Source organism: Christensenella intestinihominis (assembly GCF_001678845.1).
GTDB lineage: Bacteria > Bacillota > Clostridia > Christensenellales > Christensenellaceae > Christensenella > Christensenella intestinihominis.
Genome location: NZ_MAIQ01000002.1, coordinates 468,507 through 482,217 on the forward strand (window position 1 = coordinate 468,507; position 13,711 = coordinate 482,217).

The 13,711-nt window shown below is 54.4% G+C and carries 15 protein-coding genes; 10 read left to right on the forward strand and 5 right to left on the reverse strand.

The window, feature by feature from the left end; translation table 11 throughout:
• Positions 1–125: 125 nt before the first annotated feature.
• The 9 genes from BBD38_RS04920 (at position 126) to BBD38_RS04960 (ending at position 8,036) form a co-directional block, all read left to right on the forward strand.
• On the forward strand, positions 126–620 hold the full coding sequence (locus BBD38_RS04920; protein WP_066685285.1) for a QueT transporter family protein: 495 nt from the start codon (positions 126–128) through the stop codon (positions 618–620).
• Positions 620–1,207 (forward strand): LOG family protein, encoded by a 588-nt coding sequence (locus BBD38_RS04925; protein ID WP_066685287.1) that lies wholly within the window; start codon positions 620–622, stop codon positions 1,205–1,207. The genes BBD38_RS04920 and BBD38_RS04925 overlap by 1 nt, the downstream gene beginning before the upstream one ends.
• A gap of 17 nt (positions 1,208–1,224) precedes the next feature.
• Entirely contained in the window at positions 1,225–2,271 is a 1,047-nt protein-coding gene (locus tag BBD38_RS04930; RefSeq protein WP_066685290.1) for a hypothetical protein, read from the forward strand.
• A gap of 56 nt (positions 2,272–2,327) precedes the next feature.
• Positions 2,328–2,600: an ACT domain-containing protein gene (locus BBD38_RS04935; protein WP_066685293.1), complete on the forward strand. Its 273-nt coding sequence runs from the start codon at positions 2,328–2,330 to the stop codon at positions 2,598–2,600.
• A gap of 84 nt (positions 2,601–2,684) precedes the next feature.
• Positions 2,685–4,037, forward strand: a complete 1,353-nt coding sequence (locus tag BBD38_RS04940) for a PFL family protein (RefSeq protein WP_066685295.1) — start codon at positions 2,685–2,687, stop codon at positions 4,035–4,037.
• A gap of 33 nt (positions 4,038–4,070) precedes the next feature.
• Positions 4,071–4,559 (forward strand): transposase, encoded by a 489-nt coding sequence (locus BBD38_RS04945; RefSeq protein ID WP_082989494.1) that lies wholly within the window; start codon positions 4,071–4,073, stop codon positions 4,557–4,559.
• 23 nt (positions 4,560–4,582) lie between these two features.
• Positions 4,583–6,463: an oligoendopeptidase F gene (pepF, locus tag BBD38_RS04950; RefSeq protein WP_066685297.1), complete on the forward strand. Its 1,881-nt coding sequence runs from the start codon at positions 4,583–4,585 to the stop codon at positions 6,461–6,463.
• Between the two features lie 71 nt (positions 6,464–6,534).
• Positions 6,535–7,167, forward strand: coding sequence for a GNAT family N-acetyltransferase (locus BBD38_RS04955; RefSeq protein WP_066685299.1), 633 nt, complete (start codon positions 6,535–6,537; stop codon positions 7,165–7,167).
• 62 nt (positions 7,168–7,229) lie between these two features.
• The gene (locus BBD38_RS04960; RefSeq protein WP_066685302.1) at positions 7,230–8,036 is read left to right on the forward strand and encodes a sugar phosphate isomerase/epimerase family protein; all 807 of its coding nucleotides are present in this window, start codon (positions 7,230–7,232) and stop codon (positions 8,034–8,036) included.
• Between the two features lie 58 nt (positions 8,037–8,094).
• On the opposite strand, the gene BBD38_RS04965 is transcribed toward BBD38_RS04960, so the two are convergent.
• From BBD38_RS04965 to BBD38_RS04985, 5 genes are all read right to left on the reverse strand, one after another.
• Positions 8,095–8,802, reverse strand: coding sequence for a DUF5131 family protein (locus tag BBD38_RS04965; RefSeq protein ID WP_066685305.1), 708 nt, complete (start codon positions 8,800–8,802; stop codon positions 8,095–8,097).
• A 143-nt stretch (positions 8,803–8,945) separates the two neighbouring features.
• Positions 8,946–9,560 (reverse strand): TMEM175 family protein, encoded by a 615-nt coding sequence (locus BBD38_RS04970; protein ID WP_066685308.1) that lies wholly within the window; start codon positions 9,558–9,560, stop codon positions 8,946–8,948.
• A gap of 112 nt (positions 9,561–9,672) precedes the next feature.
• Positions 9,673–10,494, reverse strand: coding sequence for a nucleotidyltransferase domain-containing protein (locus BBD38_RS04975; protein ID WP_066685311.1), 822 nt, complete (start codon positions 10,492–10,494; stop codon positions 9,673–9,675).
• A gap of 27 nt (positions 10,495–10,521) precedes the next feature.
• Positions 10,522–10,821 (reverse strand): DUF6506 family protein, encoded by a 300-nt coding sequence (locus tag BBD38_RS04980; RefSeq protein WP_066685317.1) that lies wholly within the window; start codon positions 10,819–10,821, stop codon positions 10,522–10,524.
• Positions 10,818–11,456 carry a GyrI-like domain-containing protein gene (locus BBD38_RS04985; RefSeq protein ID WP_066685324.1) on the reverse strand — a complete coding sequence of 213 codons (639 nt, stop codon included), beginning with the start codon at positions 11,454–11,456 and terminating at the stop codon, positions 10,818–10,820. Before BBD38_RS04985 ends, BBD38_RS04980 begins: the two co-directional genes overlap by 4 nt.
• Positions 11,457–11,812: 356 nt before the next feature.
• Here BBD38_RS04985 and BBD38_RS04995 point away from each other — a divergent pair, with 356 nt between their 5' ends.
• Positions 11,813–13,660 (forward strand): flavin reductase, encoded by a 1,848-nt coding sequence (locus tag BBD38_RS04995; RefSeq protein WP_066685329.1) that lies wholly within the window; start codon positions 11,813–11,815, stop codon positions 13,658–13,660.
• Positions 13,661–13,711 lie beyond the last annotated feature (51 nt).

Genomic DNA, 13,711 nt, shown 5'->3' on the forward strand with positions numbered 1-13,711 from the left:
CTTTCTGTCGTCTTTGCAACGGTCCTATTCCCATTATACCGGGCGGCCCGTTGTTGTCAATCAAAGCCCGGTTGTGCTATACTGTACTGTAAATTAATTTTTGATTGAGGTATGGAAGGGTCATTATGGAAAATCCGTCAAAAACACGTTTCATTTGCGAAACGGCCGCCATTGCGGCAATCTATGCAGTGCTTACGCTCCTGTTCGCGCCGTTTGGGTTCCTGCAATTCCAGGTGCGTATTTCAGAGGCAATGTGCATCCTGCCTTTTTTTACGCCCGCGGCAGTGCCCGGCCTGTTTATCGGCTGCCTGATCGCCAATATTTTCGGTTCGGGAACACTGGGGCTGATGGATATCATCGTGGGAAGCCTCGCCAGCCTGCTGGCCGCCTTTGTCACGTGGAAAATCCGCGGTAAGAGCAAATGGCTGCTTCCCCTCCCGAGCGTTATTGCAAACGCTTTCCTGGTGTCGTGGACGCTCAGCGTGATGCTCGGGCTCCCCTATTGGGTCAACGTCCTGACGGTAGGGATCGGGCAGGCGATCGCATGCTACGGCATCGGCATGCCGCTGTGGTTCCTCCTCAACCGTTATAAACGAAATGTTTTCCAGAGGGTATCCTAATGAAAAAAAACGTATGCGTATTTGGCTCCTCTTCCGCCGCCATCGACCAGAGTTATTTTGACGAGGCCTACCGGCTCGGCCAGCTGTTTGCGGAAAAGGAATGGGCGCTGGTGTTCGGCGCGGGAACCATGGGCATGATGGGCGCGGTCGCGCGCGGCGTGCACAGCAGGGACGGCCATGTAATCGGGGTAATTCCTGAATTTATGGATATTCCCGGCATTCCCTATGAAAAATGCAACGATTATATCGTGACGAAAACCATGCGCGAGCGCAAACAAAAAATGGAGGATATATCCAACGCCTTCATTGCCGTGGCGGGCGGCTTCGGTACCTTCGAAGAACTGTGCGAGGTCATTACCCTGAAGCAGCTGAAACAGCATAAAAAGTCCATCGTGATCCTGAATACCCACGGCTTTTACGACGAGCTGATCGCTATGTTTGAAAAGACGGTGGAACAGAAATTCGCCAAAGAGGAAGCTTTGAGCGTATTTACGGTCGTGGACACGCCGCGGCAGGCGGTGGAAGCGGTCGAAAAATATCATTACATGGAAACCGGCAGCAAATGGTTTACGCCGGAAGCGCCATAAAAGTATAAAGGGCCTGTATGCAAAATGGGGGTATGCAGGGAAAAGGGAAATACACCAAACAGGAACCGCCGCCCGGTCCGGCAGCCGGATTGTTTCCCGCGCACAGGGCAGGTTTCGCGGACGAAGAACCAGAGGTAAATTTTATGGAAAATATCCCCATGGGTTTCAAGACGATGTTCCGGAAATCCGGAATTGTCTATAAACGGAATTTTGGCAGGCTGTTCCTGCCGCTGCTGCTTTTCCAGCTTGTATTGCTCGTCCCGCTGATGTTTTTCACCATGCCGGGAACCGTTTCAGTGGCGCGTTCGTTGCTTTTAACGTTGTCGCAAACCGGGGGAAGCAGCCTTGCAAGCGTCATCACAGTGCTTGCAATTGTCGTATGCGTCGCCATTTTTGCATCGCCGCTGATGGTTTCAAACGTGGTGTATGTAATCGACAGCGATTACGCGGGCCGCGACGTAACCTTCGCGGGCGCAAGCGCGCATGCAAAAAAGCGGTATGGCGCTATGCTGCGTTCCTATTTTGCCGCCATTGCGTTGCTGGCTCTGCCCGTGGCCGGGATTGTTGCGGCAATCGTGGCGATCGCCCTGCCCGGCGGGGTTCCTGCGGCAGTGCTGCCCGCATGGCAGATTGCGGTAATTGTGGTCCTCGCGCTTGCGGCCCTGCTGCTGTTTTTCGGAATTGTATTTATCCCGTACACGGTCGCCGTAGAGGGGCAGGGCGGGTTCCGGGCGGTTTTTACCTCCTACCGTTACGCGTTCCTCGGCAATTTCTGGAGCAACTTTACGCGCGTGCTGACCGCGGCGGTCATCGTGGCGCTGGCCGGGCTGGTCATTAACTGGCTGTCCCAGCTGCCGTTCCGGGAGCTCTATGAATTATACCTCGTAGACCCGATGCTCGCGCTGCAAAATCCATTGATGATCTTTGTGATTTTGTTCGCCCTGCTTGCAATCGTCGTCGTCACATTTGTGTTCCCGTTCTGGTATGCGTTCACTTACCACACCTACCGGAATGCAAAGTTTGAATACGAAAAAAGGCATCCGGGGACCGGCAGCCAAGCATAGCATATATGGCGCCCAATAACCGTTATCCATTACTTTTACTTTAAGGAGTTATATCTATGAGAGCAATCGTAAGCGTACTCGGGCAGGATAAGCCCGGCATCATCGCCCACATTTCGCACGCGCTTTATGAGGCAAATGCGAACATCCTCGACATTACGCAAACCGTCCTGCGGGACGAGGTGTTTGCAATGACCATGCTTGTCGACCTCTCCGCCATGAAGGTATCGTTCGAGCAATTAAAGGAACAGCTTGACGCGGCAGGCGAGAAAATCGGCATCGAGGTGCGCCTGATGCGCGAAGAAATTTTCAAGAGCATGCACCGGGTATAAGGAACCATAAATGATGTGCCAGGGGTGCTCCTTGGGCGCCGTTTATTCGTTATTACCTATTAATTTGTTCAGAAGGGGTTTTCTATGATAGACCAGAGGGATATATTAAAGACAATCGACATGATCGCGCGGCAAAACCTCGATATCCGCACGATCACAATGGGCATTTCGCTTTTCGACTGCGTGTCCGACGATGCGGATGTGTGCGCCGGCCGCGTATACGATAAAATCACCGCCAGGGCGAAAAACCTTGTGAAAACGGGCGAGGCCATCGAAAACGAATTTGGAATTCCCATCGTCAACAAGCGGATTTCCGTAACTCCCATTTCCCTTATTTCGCAGGGATGCGAAAATTACGTAAAATTTGCCCGCGCAATGGACAGGGCCGCGCACGAAATGGGCGTGGATTTTATCGGCGGATATTCCGCATTCGTGCAGAAGGCGGCGACCGCCGCGGAAGTGCGCTTTATCGATTCCATTCCGCAGGCGCTCAGTGAAACGGGCATTGTCTGCTCTTCCGTCAACGTGGCGACCACGCGCGCGGGCATCAATATGGACGCGGTGAAACGCATGGGCGAGGTCATCAAGGAAAGCGCGGAGCTTACGGCCGCCGAGGGCGGCATGGGCGCCGCAAAGCTGGTGGTGTTCGCCAACGCGGTGGAGGATAATCCCTTCATGGCGGGCGCGTTCCACGGCACGGGCGAGGGAGACTGCGTCATCAACGTGGGCGTTTCCGGCCCGGGCGTTGTGAAGGTTGCGCTTGAAAGCAAAAAAGGGCAGCCGTTCGATGAGGTTGCGGAAACCATCAAAACAACCGCATTCCATATCACGCGTATGGGCCAGCTTGTCGCGCGCGAAGCGGCAAAGAGGCTGGGCGTGCCCTTTGGCATCGTCGACCTTTCGCTTGCGCCCACCCCGGCCATCGGCGACAGCGTCGCCTATATCCTCGAGGAAATGGGCCTCGAGACGTGCGGCGCGCACGGCACGACCGCCGCGCTTGCCCTCCTTAATGACGCGGTGAAAAAGGGCGGCATCATGGCCACCTCCCATGTGGGCGGGCTTTCCGGCGCATTCATTCCCGTCAGCGAAGACGCGGGCATGATCCATGCCGCGGAAACGGGCGCGCTGACGCTCGAAAAGCTCGAGGCAATGACGTGCGTGTGCTCGGTCGGCCTCGACATGATTGCGCTCCCGGGCGACACCCCTGCGGACGTGCTCTCCGCCATCATGGCGGACGAAGCCGCCATCGGCATGGTAAACACCAAGACGACGGCCGTGCGCCTGATTCCCGTGCCCGGCAAGCAGGTGGGCGATTATGTGGATTTCGGCGGGCTTCTCGGCCGTGCGCCGATCATGCCTTACAACCACAATTCCCCCAGGGAATTTATCGCCCGCGGTGGACGTATCCCGGCGCCGCTGCACGCGCAGCGGAATTGAGGAAAAGTTGCTTAAACGGTCTTTTTTCTGTTTATGATGAATTATAGCAGGCCCGCAAGAAAAAGTATTCGTTTGAAGGGATATGATTATACTTCATCGGGTGCATATTTCGTCACGATCTGTACAAAAGACAGGCGGCATTTGCTTGGGACTTTCGTAGGGGGCGACGCCCTCGTCGGCCCGCATATCGAACTTACCCACTACGGCCGGACCGTGGAGAAATACATAAACAGCATCGGCCATGTTTATCCCGATATTTTGGTGGATTCGTTTACCGTAATGCCAAACCATATTCATTTTATCGTGCTTCTATCAGGGTCGCCGAAGGCGGCGACCCCTACGAAAACAGGTCTGCCAGGCATCGTCAACTCACTGAAAGGCCTGACCTCCAAGCAATGCGGAATTTCCCTCTGGCAGCGTGGTTATTACGAACATGTGGTGCGCGGGGAAAACGATTTGCGGGAAATCCGGGAATATATCGCGCATAACCCGCAGAAGTGGGAAACGGATGAATATTTCTGAATATTTCGGAAAGGAAAACAGTCATGGAAGAAAAAACAAGAGACCAGATCGGCCAAACCTATAAATGGGTGCTGGAAGACATTTATGCGACGGATGAAGCATGGGAGGACGACTATAAGAAGCTCGAAAAACTGATGGAAGGCATCCCCCACATCCAAAAAACGCTGACAAAGGATGGAAAAAGCCTTGCCGAAGCGCTTCAGGCCATGGAGAAAATGGAACACATCGCGGGCAACCTTTTTGTGTATGCGCGTATGCGCCGGGATGAGGACAATGCGGTTGCCGCCTACCAGGCGATGACCGCACGGGCCATGGATATTAACGTGCGCCTCGGGAGCGCGCTTTCCTTCGTGAGCCCCACGCTGCTGGCCCTGAAGCCGGGCGTGCTCGAAGGCTATATCGAAGCGGCAGTCCCGCACTGCAAAAAGGACCGCGATCCCAAAACCTGCAAAAAGGGCGGTCATTGCCAGAAGTGCGGCAACCATACGCATGGGAACAACAAACAGCTTGCGCCATATGATTTTATGCTCAAAGAGCTTGTGCGCAGTAAAAAGCACGTGCTTTCCAAAAAGGAGGAACGTCTTCTTTCCATGACGGCGGATATCGCGGGCGCGCCCAAGGATATTTTCACCATGATCGACAATGCCGACATGAAATTCGGCACGGTAAAGGATGCGGACGGCAAGCGCGTCCAGCTTTCGCACGGGAAATATATCGTATTGATGCAAAGCCCCGACCGCGAGGTGCGTAAAAAAACCTACGAGACGTATTACAAATCCTATAAAGACATGATTAACACCATCAGCGCGGCCTATTCGGCGAGCGTCAAAAAAGACGTTTTCTATGCGCGCGCCAAAAAGTTCGGCAGTGCGCTCGAAAAATCGCTTTTTTCAGACAACGTGCCCGTCGCGCTATATGATAACCTGATCGAAACGATCCACAAAAACCTTCCTATCATGTACCATTATGTGGATGTGCGCAAAAAGGCGCTCGGGCTGGAAGACCTTGCGATGTATGATATCTATACCCCGCTCGCCAGGGAAACGCACGGGGAATATTCGTACGAACAGTCCATGGAGCTCGTGAAAAAGGGCCTCGCCGTTTTGGGCGAAGAATACGGCCAGCTTTTGCAGGAAGCGCAGGACACCGGCTGGATCGACGTATATGAAACGCCGGGCAAGACGAGCGGCGCGTATTCGTGGGGCGTTTACGGCGTGCACCCCTATGTGCTCCTTAACCACCGCGGCGACCTTGACAGCGTGTTTACCATCGCGCACGAGCTTGGCCATGCGATGCACACCTACCATTCCAATAAAAACCAGCCCGAAGCGAAGGCGGGTTATGAAATTTTTGTGGCCGAGGTCGCAAGTACGGTGAACGAGGTCCTGCTCACGCACTATTTGCTCGGGACAGAGCAGGATGCGGATGCGCGCCGGTATATCCTCAATCATTATCTCGACCAGTTCCGTACCACGGTGGTGCGGCAGACCATGTTCGCGGAGTTTGAGAAAATGACGCATGCGGCCGTGGAGGCGGGCGAAGCGCTGACCCATGAATCTTTGTGCGGGATGTACGGCGACCTCAACGCGCTTTACTATGGCCCGGAAATCGCGCGGGACGACACGATCTCCTTTGAATGGTCGCGTATTCCGCATTTCTATAACGCATTTTATGTCTATAAATATGCGACGGGCTTCTCGTGCGCGGTAAAAATCGCTTCAGATATCCTCGGCGGCAAGAAGAATGCGGTCAGGGATTATATCCGTTTCCTGTCCTCGGGCGGGAGCGACTATCCGCTCGAGCTCTTAAAAATCGCGCACGTGGACCTTGCGGGCGGCGAGCCTGTGGATGTATGCATGCAGGAATTCGCACGGGCTTTGGATGAATTTGAACAAATGCTGTAACGGGTTTGCGATAAAACGGCTCTTTCGGGCGCAGGAAACTTTTCGGGGACGGCATACAGGAGGCCCATATCATGGAACCCATTCATTACAGAGGCATTACGCAGCAGGATTATCCGCAGGTCAGTAGCATGCTCTGCGAGATTTGGCAATTTGACAAATACCTCCGCGACGCGGACGTTATCCGCCGCGCGGGGCTTGCATTTTGGTACAACTACCTTGCCCGCCAGAATTACGCCGAAATTGCGGAGCGCGAAGGCGCGGTCCTCGGCGTGCTGCTCGGGCATTGCGCTTCCCTTCCCTTTCCGCCGGAGCATAAAGGGTTTGAAAAGGAAGCGCGGCGTTTCCTCCGGGAGTTTTCAAAATCGGGGGAAGGCCGGAAGTTTTACAAGGCGCAGACGCGCACCGCAAAATATGAGCGGCGGCTCCTTGCGCCGTACGAAGGCAAATTCGACGCGGAGCTCGTGCTGTTCGCCACTGCGCCGAACGCGCGCGGCCTGGGGGCCGGAAAAGGCCTGCTTTCCCGGTTCAACGCGTTCCTGGAAGAGCGCGAGGCGCGGCGCGTGTTCCTGCTCACAGACAGCTTTTGCAATTTCGGCTTTTACGACCATCTCGGCTATAAGCGCCTTGGGGAGACGGAAGGGCTCCTCGGCATCGAAGAAGATGGAAAGCCGCTGCATTTTTACCTGTATGGATACGAGGTGTAGGCAATTGCAAACAAATATCGGTTATGTTAAAATAGCAGTATCAACAGACGGAGGTTTTTATTATGAAGCTTTGTTTTTCCACATTGGGCTGCCCCGAATGGAGTTTTTCAGATATTATTTCAACAGCATGCGACATGGGCTACGACGGAATTGAAATCCGCGGCGTGGGAAATGTGATCGACGGGACGCGTATTCCGCAGTTCTCGCCCGAAAACGCGCCAAAGACCAAGGCGCTCCTTAAAGACAAAGGACTTACCATCGCATGCCTGACCTCCGCATGCTATATGAACGATTCAAACCACATCGACGATGTGCTGTACCTCGCCAAAGCGTATGCGGATACGGCGCACGACATGGACATTAAAAACATCCGCGTGCTGGGCGATTTCGGCCCCGAACAAAGCGGAGAGCTTAATATCGCTGAAATTGCCGCGCGGATAAAAGAGGTTGCGCAGTATGCAAAGCCGCTCGGCGTAAACGTGCTGGTGGAAACAAACGGATTTTTTGCCGACTCCCGCAATATGGCGGAGCTTATGAACTGCGCCGACGAGGAAAACATCGGCGTGCTGTGGGATATCCACCATCCCTACCGTTATTTCGACGAAACCCCGGAATATACGGTCGATACGATCGGCGACCTCGTGCGCCACGTGCACATCAAGGATTCGCTTTACGCGGGCGATAAGCTAAAATATACGATGGTCGGCTATGGCGACCTGCCGGTGCGCGAATGCATCGAACGCCTGGACGGAATCGGTTACGACGGCTTCTATTCCCTGGAATGGCTCAAACGCTGGGACCTCTCGCTCGAGGAACCGGGCATCGCCTTCGCGGGATATGCGAACTACATGAAGTCGCTGGTGAAATAAATACGGATAAAAAATTGAACGGCACGGCGGAACCCGCTGTGCCGTTTTTTCGTTTATGTCAGCAATTGATATTCGCCTTTCGCGCCTGTTTGCACAGGTCGCGGACGGCAAGGGTATATGCTTTTCCGTCCTTTATAAAATGAGTGCCGCACTGCCTGAACTCAAAGCGTACATCCTGCCGGATGCACTGTTCCCGGAGGCCAAGCACCCATTCATAATCCAGGGGCCGCGCCTGCCTGTCCGATTCGCCGCCCACAACCACAAGCTCCACGCCGGATAAATAGGGTTCGATGTCAATTCTTTCAATCAGCGGCTGGCAGATGATGTTTTTATGCCGGATCGGCAGTTCCCGCAGCAGGGACAGCCGTTCGTCCGCCCTCTTTTGGTTTTCCACCGTGCATCCGACCGTAACGTTCTCATAGCCTTCCCCCCAGTCGGCGGGAACACATTGCATAAACCGCTCGATGCGCTTGGTCAGGAAGAGGAAGCTGAGGTCCGGGCGGCGGCGCATCATTTCCCAGCATTCGCCGCGCCACGGGTCGGCGTCCTCAATCAGGAAATCAGTTGAAAAACACAGATACGCCGTTTGCCCCGGTTTCATTTTATAATTTCCGGCCTTGTCCCGCCGGACCGGCGCGTCAAACTGCGCCGTGCGTACAATATTCCCCGTGTCCACGCCGCGTTTTCCGTCGCCCTTATGAATATAGCAAAATTTACAGCCTTCGCTGTGCCTGCGGCAGCCACGCCACGGATTCCACATTGCCATTCGTTTTTTTTCTCCAAACTCCGGCCGCCTGCATCACCGTGCGCAGCGGCATCGGGATTCCGCTCCGTCGCCTTCCTTCCCGCCTTTTCGGCGGGGACAGGTTCCTTGCGGAAAGTGGTTCCATTATACCACAGAAAAGAAAATCAGCGCGCTTTTTTTTCCCCAACAGGGCAGGACACGTCCTCGCCGAAAAGGGTGCGTTCGATTCGTTTATCGGGGGCAAACCACAATACAAGGGAGGCCGCGGTGGAAATGACCACGGCAAGCGGAAAGAAAAATCCAATGACAAGACCCGCGCCCACAATCGCAAAGGTGATTTTTGATTTGCGGAACCCGCATAACGCCCGGGCAACCCCGGAATTTTCGCCATTCACTTTCACCAGTGCGCGGGCGAGGGCCGCATAGCTGATATCCGCCAGCAGGACGACTGCGCCGTACGTAATTTCAGGCGCCATATCGAGCAGGTGTTCGTCCACCCAGCCTGTTACGAACGGAAAAAATGTCAGGCACAGGATAAACGCCATGTTATGCCACAGCACACGCCCGTTTATCTTTTTTGAAACCTGCAGGAGATGGTGGTGGTTATTCCAATAGATGGCGAGGGACACGAAGCTCAGGATATAAATCAGGAATTTATAGCGCATTCCCCACAGCGCCTCAAACGTCGGTTCCGCGGGCGCCACAAAATCCAGGACCAATATGGTCATAATAATGGCAATCACCGCATCCGTAAACGCTTCGAGCCTTGTTTTGGACATCGCATATTCCTCCCCTTCTTTTCCCTGCAATTAAACTTTACACCAATCCGTATTCCCGCAAACAAAAATCCCGGGGCGGCTGCCCCGGGACGTTCCTGCAAGGGATATACGGTCATTTTCCGCACAGGCCCGCGGCCTCCGCGATCAGCTTTTCCATCCCGATACAACTTTCTTTTGCAGACCCGCCGAGCAATGAAAAAACACGGTTCACCCTCTTTTCGTATCCTTCCGGCCTGACCGGAAGCGCCGCAACCCGCAAAACGGCTTTCTTTTCATTCAGGCAATATTCCCGGTTGTACGCGAAAAGCACCTGGTTCAGCGCCGAAACCGCCCGGAAAAGGTGCCCCGCCACATAATACAGGTCGTTTCCCTGCAAATGGTCCTTCGCCAGCGCGCACGAAAACCGCGCCTCAGCCAGGAATGAATCCATCAGGGCGTCCCGCAGCCTGTCGGGATAGGTTCCCGCCCATTTTTTCAGCTCCATAAAATCATTGTCCCGGCTGTATAAGACCCTGCATGTGGCCAACTCTCCCCGGTACATCACATTGAGGTAAGCGTGCGGATGCCCCGCCTGGTAATGCGGCGATACCTTTCCCTGCTCGCATTCCCCGATGCATTTCCGCACCCGCATGATGTCGCGCAGGATCAGGTCCGTAGGGGTTCCCCCGACCACGAGCCATCCCCCGCAGTTTACCCAGTTCCCCCATGCCCCTTCCCGGCAAATGAGGCCCGCCCGGTGTTCGTCGTCCAGCCTTTGGGCGGCCCGGTTCAGGGCCTCCAGGTCGGGGCCGTTTTCATCGTAATAAATTCCGATATCGATATCCGATTCGGGTCCGGCTATTCCGGTCGCGCGCGACCCGCCAAGTACAATTCCCTTCACAGACGGCAAAACTGCCAATTCCTCCGCAATCCGTTCGATCAAATGTTCCGTCATCTGGTTTCCCCCTTTTGTCCCGCTGCGTTATTTCTGGAAAAAGCGGGCGAATAGTTCGTCCTGCTCCGGCAGGTGGATTACAAAGCCAATTGCAATTTTCCCGCCTGTCATCTCAATCATTTTCCGGGTCATTTCCTCGCCGAATGCGCCGCATAGTTCGATTGCGCCCACGCCCTCGTCCTGAAGCTCCATAACCTTCTCATAAGCCGCTTCCGGATTTTTTACGGTATAAATATAAGTGGTCTGCTTTTCCGTCTCAAACTGCGCATGGTGGCGTGCGGGGTCATAGTGCTCCCCCATCAGTAAAAATGCAAATTTCTTTTTCATGCTTCCTTCCTTTCCACAGGCAGGCGCAGCACGGTCCTGAGGCGTTCCGGCGCCGTACGCCGGGGGTCGCCAAGGTATATTTCGTGATGCTTGCGCTCATTTCCCGTCATGTTCTCCAGTCCGTTTTCCCCGATATATCGATGCAGTTTTTTAATGGTTTCGGCCTCCCCGGAATAGGGGCCGATATGCATCATCTGCACGCACAGCCCTTCCCGGAAGGTTTCAAGGCGGGCTTTTGAAACATCCACATCCGGTTTTTTCCTGCGGCATTCCTCCACCGCCCATCCGAAAACATCCGGCGTTACAAATTCAGGCTGGCGGATCATCGAAATCCACCGCCATTCGTCGCGCCGTTCAAGGTCAAACCCTTCTTCGCTCCCATACCAGAGGCCCTCGAGCGGCGGCACCACATATTCAAAATATCCCTCCGGCTGCATCCCGCCCATCTTGCTCATCTTGATCGTAAAGGTAAGCGCATACAGCGCCCCCACCGCGCCCTGGTATTCCGCGCCCCCGGGCGCGCCTTTGCCATCCACCATAATAAAATTAATCGGCGGCACATCGACCAGCATGGGCTTTGCTTTCGGCAGGTACAAATCCTTATATTCTTTTTTATAATCCAGTTTATCCGGCATCGCATATCCTCTCTTCCTATAATAGTTGTATCTGAAAACGCGCTGAAATGCAATAGGTTTTTCGGAAGCGCGCCGTGGTTTTTACCTTGTCACGAAAAAAAGGAATTCGGGAGATTTTTCATTCATTTATTGCACCGTGGCCCCGTTTGCTGTAAGATAAAGATGCACCTGTGATAAAACAGACAAACGGCGGGGGTTCCTTCCGGCGGGAAGCATAAAAACCGGCGCCGTGCCGTTTTCCACAGCGCGGTAAAAAAAGACAGGGTTTGTAAAGCGGCGCGGGCGGCACAGACGCGCAGGGCGCACGCTTTCCCCTCTTGCATAAATTAAAAAACTTGAACGAACGGAGGATCGATATGTATTGCACAAGAAAAGTAACGGATGATTTAACATGGGTCGGCGCGGACGACCGCAGGCTGGCTATGTTCGAGGGCGTCTATTCCGTACCGGACGGCGTTTCCTATAATTCCTACCTGCTGGCAGACGAGAAAACCGTCCTTTTTGATACGGTGGACAAGGCCGTCGCCAAAACGTTTTTTGAGAACCTGGAGCATGCCCTCGGCGGCCGGAAGCTTGACTATTTGGTGGTCCAGCACATGGAGCCCGACCATTCGGCGACAATCGACGAGCTGCTGCTGCGCCATCCGGAAACGACGATTATCTGCAACGACAAAATCAAAAAAATGATCGGCCAGTTTTTCAGCGCGGACCTCGAAAGCAAGGTGCAGGTTATCAAGGAGGGGGATACGCTTTCCGCCGGCCGTCATAACCTGACGTTTGTGATGGCGCCGATGGTTCATTGGCCGGAGGTTATGGTTACCTATGATTCGACGGATAAAATCCTTTTCTCGGCCGACGCGTTCGGCACATTCGGCGCGCTCAATGGCGCGCTCTTTGCGGACGAGGTGGATTTTGCCCGTGATTTCATGGACGAAGCCCGCCGCTATTACACGAATATCGTCGGCAAATACGGCGTACAGGTGCAGGCCCTGCTGAAAAAAGCGTCGGCGCTCGACATCGAAATGATCTGCCCCCTCCACGGCTTCGTATGGCGGAGCAACCTCGGGGACTATATCGATAAATACGCAAAATGGAGCGCTTACGAGCCGGAGGACACCGGCGTAATGATCGCCTATGCGTCCGTTTACGGAAATACGGAAAACGCGGCGAATATCCTTGCATGCCTCCTGCGCGACCGGGGCGTCAAAACGGTAATGTTCGACGTTTCCGTCGTGCCCGCTTCGGAAATTGTCGCCGCCTCCTTCCGCTGGAGCCACCTTGTGTTTGCTTCCACCACCTATAACGCGGGCATCTTCGTCACCATGGACGAGCTCCTGCGCGACCTTGCTTCGCATAATTTGCAGAACAGGACGGTCGCGTTCATCCAGAACGGGTCCTGGGCGCCGACCAGCGGAAAGCTGATGCGGGAAATCATCGCGCCGCTCAAGAATATGACGATTTTGGACGAGACGGTCAACATTTCCTCGTCGCTCAAGCCGGAGCAGGGCGCCGACATGGCAAGGCTGGCGGATGCAATTGCCGCCACGATCCCGCACTTCGAGGCTTCCGAAAGCCCGAAGGACGCCGCCATCGACGCAAACGCGCTCTTTAAGCTGAGCTATGGGCTGTTTGTGGTGAGCGCACAGGATGAAAAGGGGCATGATAACGGCTGTATCACCAACACGGTCATGCAGGTTACCGACACGCCGAACCGTATCGTCATCAGCGTGAACAAGGCCAACTGCACACACGATATGATCCTTAAAACAGGCAAATTCAACGTATCCGTGCTGACGGAGGATACGCCGTTCAAGCTGTTCCAGCATTTTGGCTTCAAGAGCGGCAGGGATGTGGATAAGTTCCAGGAGTTCAAGGATATGGACCGCTGCGCAAACGGACTGTATTACCTTTCCAAATATTCAAACGCACTGATTTCCGGCAGCGTAATCGCCACGCAGGACTGCGGCACGCATACGCTGTTTGTGGCCGATGTGACGGAGGCATGCGTCCTTTCCGACGCGCCGTCCGTAACGTATGAATATTACTTCGAGCATATTCGTCCGAAGCCGCCGGTAACGACGGGCATCCAAAAAGGCTTCGTGTGCAAAATGTGCGGCTATGTATATGAAGGGGACACGCTTCCGGCAGACTTTATCTGCCCGCTGTGCAAGCACGGCGTGGATGCGTTTGAACCCTTGAAATAAAAAAAGAGGTTTTGGGCAGTCTGAGGCGGGCCTTGGGGCCCGCTTTTTTGT

Excerpts from the sequence above, each read along its gene's own strand:
- BBD38_RS04965 (WP_066685305.1), bottom strand. The coding sequence starts at position 8,802 with ATGGCAATGTGGAATCCGTGGCGTGGCTGCCGCAGGCACAGCGAAGGC.
- BBD38_RS04935 (WP_066685293.1), top strand. The coding sequence starts at position 2,328 with ATGAGAGCAATCGTAAGCGTACTCGGGCAGGATAAGCCCGGCATCATC.
- BBD38_RS04970 (WP_066685308.1), bottom strand. The coding sequence starts at position 9,560 with ATGTCCAAAACAAGGCTCGAAGCGTTTACGGATGCGGTGATTGCCATT.
- BBD38_RS04980 (WP_066685317.1), bottom strand. The coding sequence starts at position 10,821 with ATGAAAAAGAAATTTGCATTTTTACTGATGGGGGAGCACTATGACCCC.
- BBD38_RS04920 (WP_066685285.1), top strand. The coding sequence starts at position 126 with ATGGAAAATCCGTCAAAAACACGTTTCATTTGCGAAACGGCCGCCATT.
- BBD38_RS04930 (WP_066685290.1), top strand. The coding sequence starts at position 1,225 with ATGCAAAATGGGGGTATGCAGGGAAAAGGGAAATACACCAAACAGGAA.
- BBD38_RS04925 (WP_066685287.1), top strand. The coding sequence starts at position 620 with ATGAAAAAAAACGTATGCGTATTTGGCTCCTCTTCCGCCGCCATCGAC.
- BBD38_RS04945 (WP_082989494.1), top strand. The coding sequence starts at position 4,071 with ATGATGAATTATAGCAGGCCCGCAAGAAAAAGTATTCGTTTGAAGGGA.
- BBD38_RS04985 (WP_066685324.1), bottom strand. The coding sequence starts at position 11,456 with ATGCCGGATAAACTGGATTATAAAAAAGAATATAAGGATTTGTACCTG.
- pepF (WP_066685297.1), top strand. The coding sequence starts at position 4,583 with ATGGAAGAAAAAACAAGAGACCAGATCGGCCAAACCTATAAATGGGTG.
- BBD38_RS04995 (WP_066685329.1), top strand. The coding sequence starts at position 11,813 with ATGTATTGCACAAGAAAAGTAACGGATGATTTAACATGGGTCGGCGCG.
- BBD38_RS04940 (WP_066685295.1), top strand. The coding sequence starts at position 2,685 with ATGATAGACCAGAGGGATATATTAAAGACAATCGACATGATCGCGCGG.
- BBD38_RS04960 (WP_066685302.1), top strand. The coding sequence starts at position 7,230 with ATGAAGCTTTGTTTTTCCACATTGGGCTGCCCCGAATGGAGTTTTTCA.
- BBD38_RS04975 (WP_066685311.1), bottom strand. The coding sequence starts at position 10,494 with ATGACGGAACATTTGATCGAACGGATTGCGGAGGAATTGGCAGTTTTG.
- BBD38_RS04955 (WP_066685299.1), top strand. The coding sequence starts at position 6,535 with ATGGAACCCATTCATTACAGAGGCATTACGCAGCAGGATTATCCGCAG.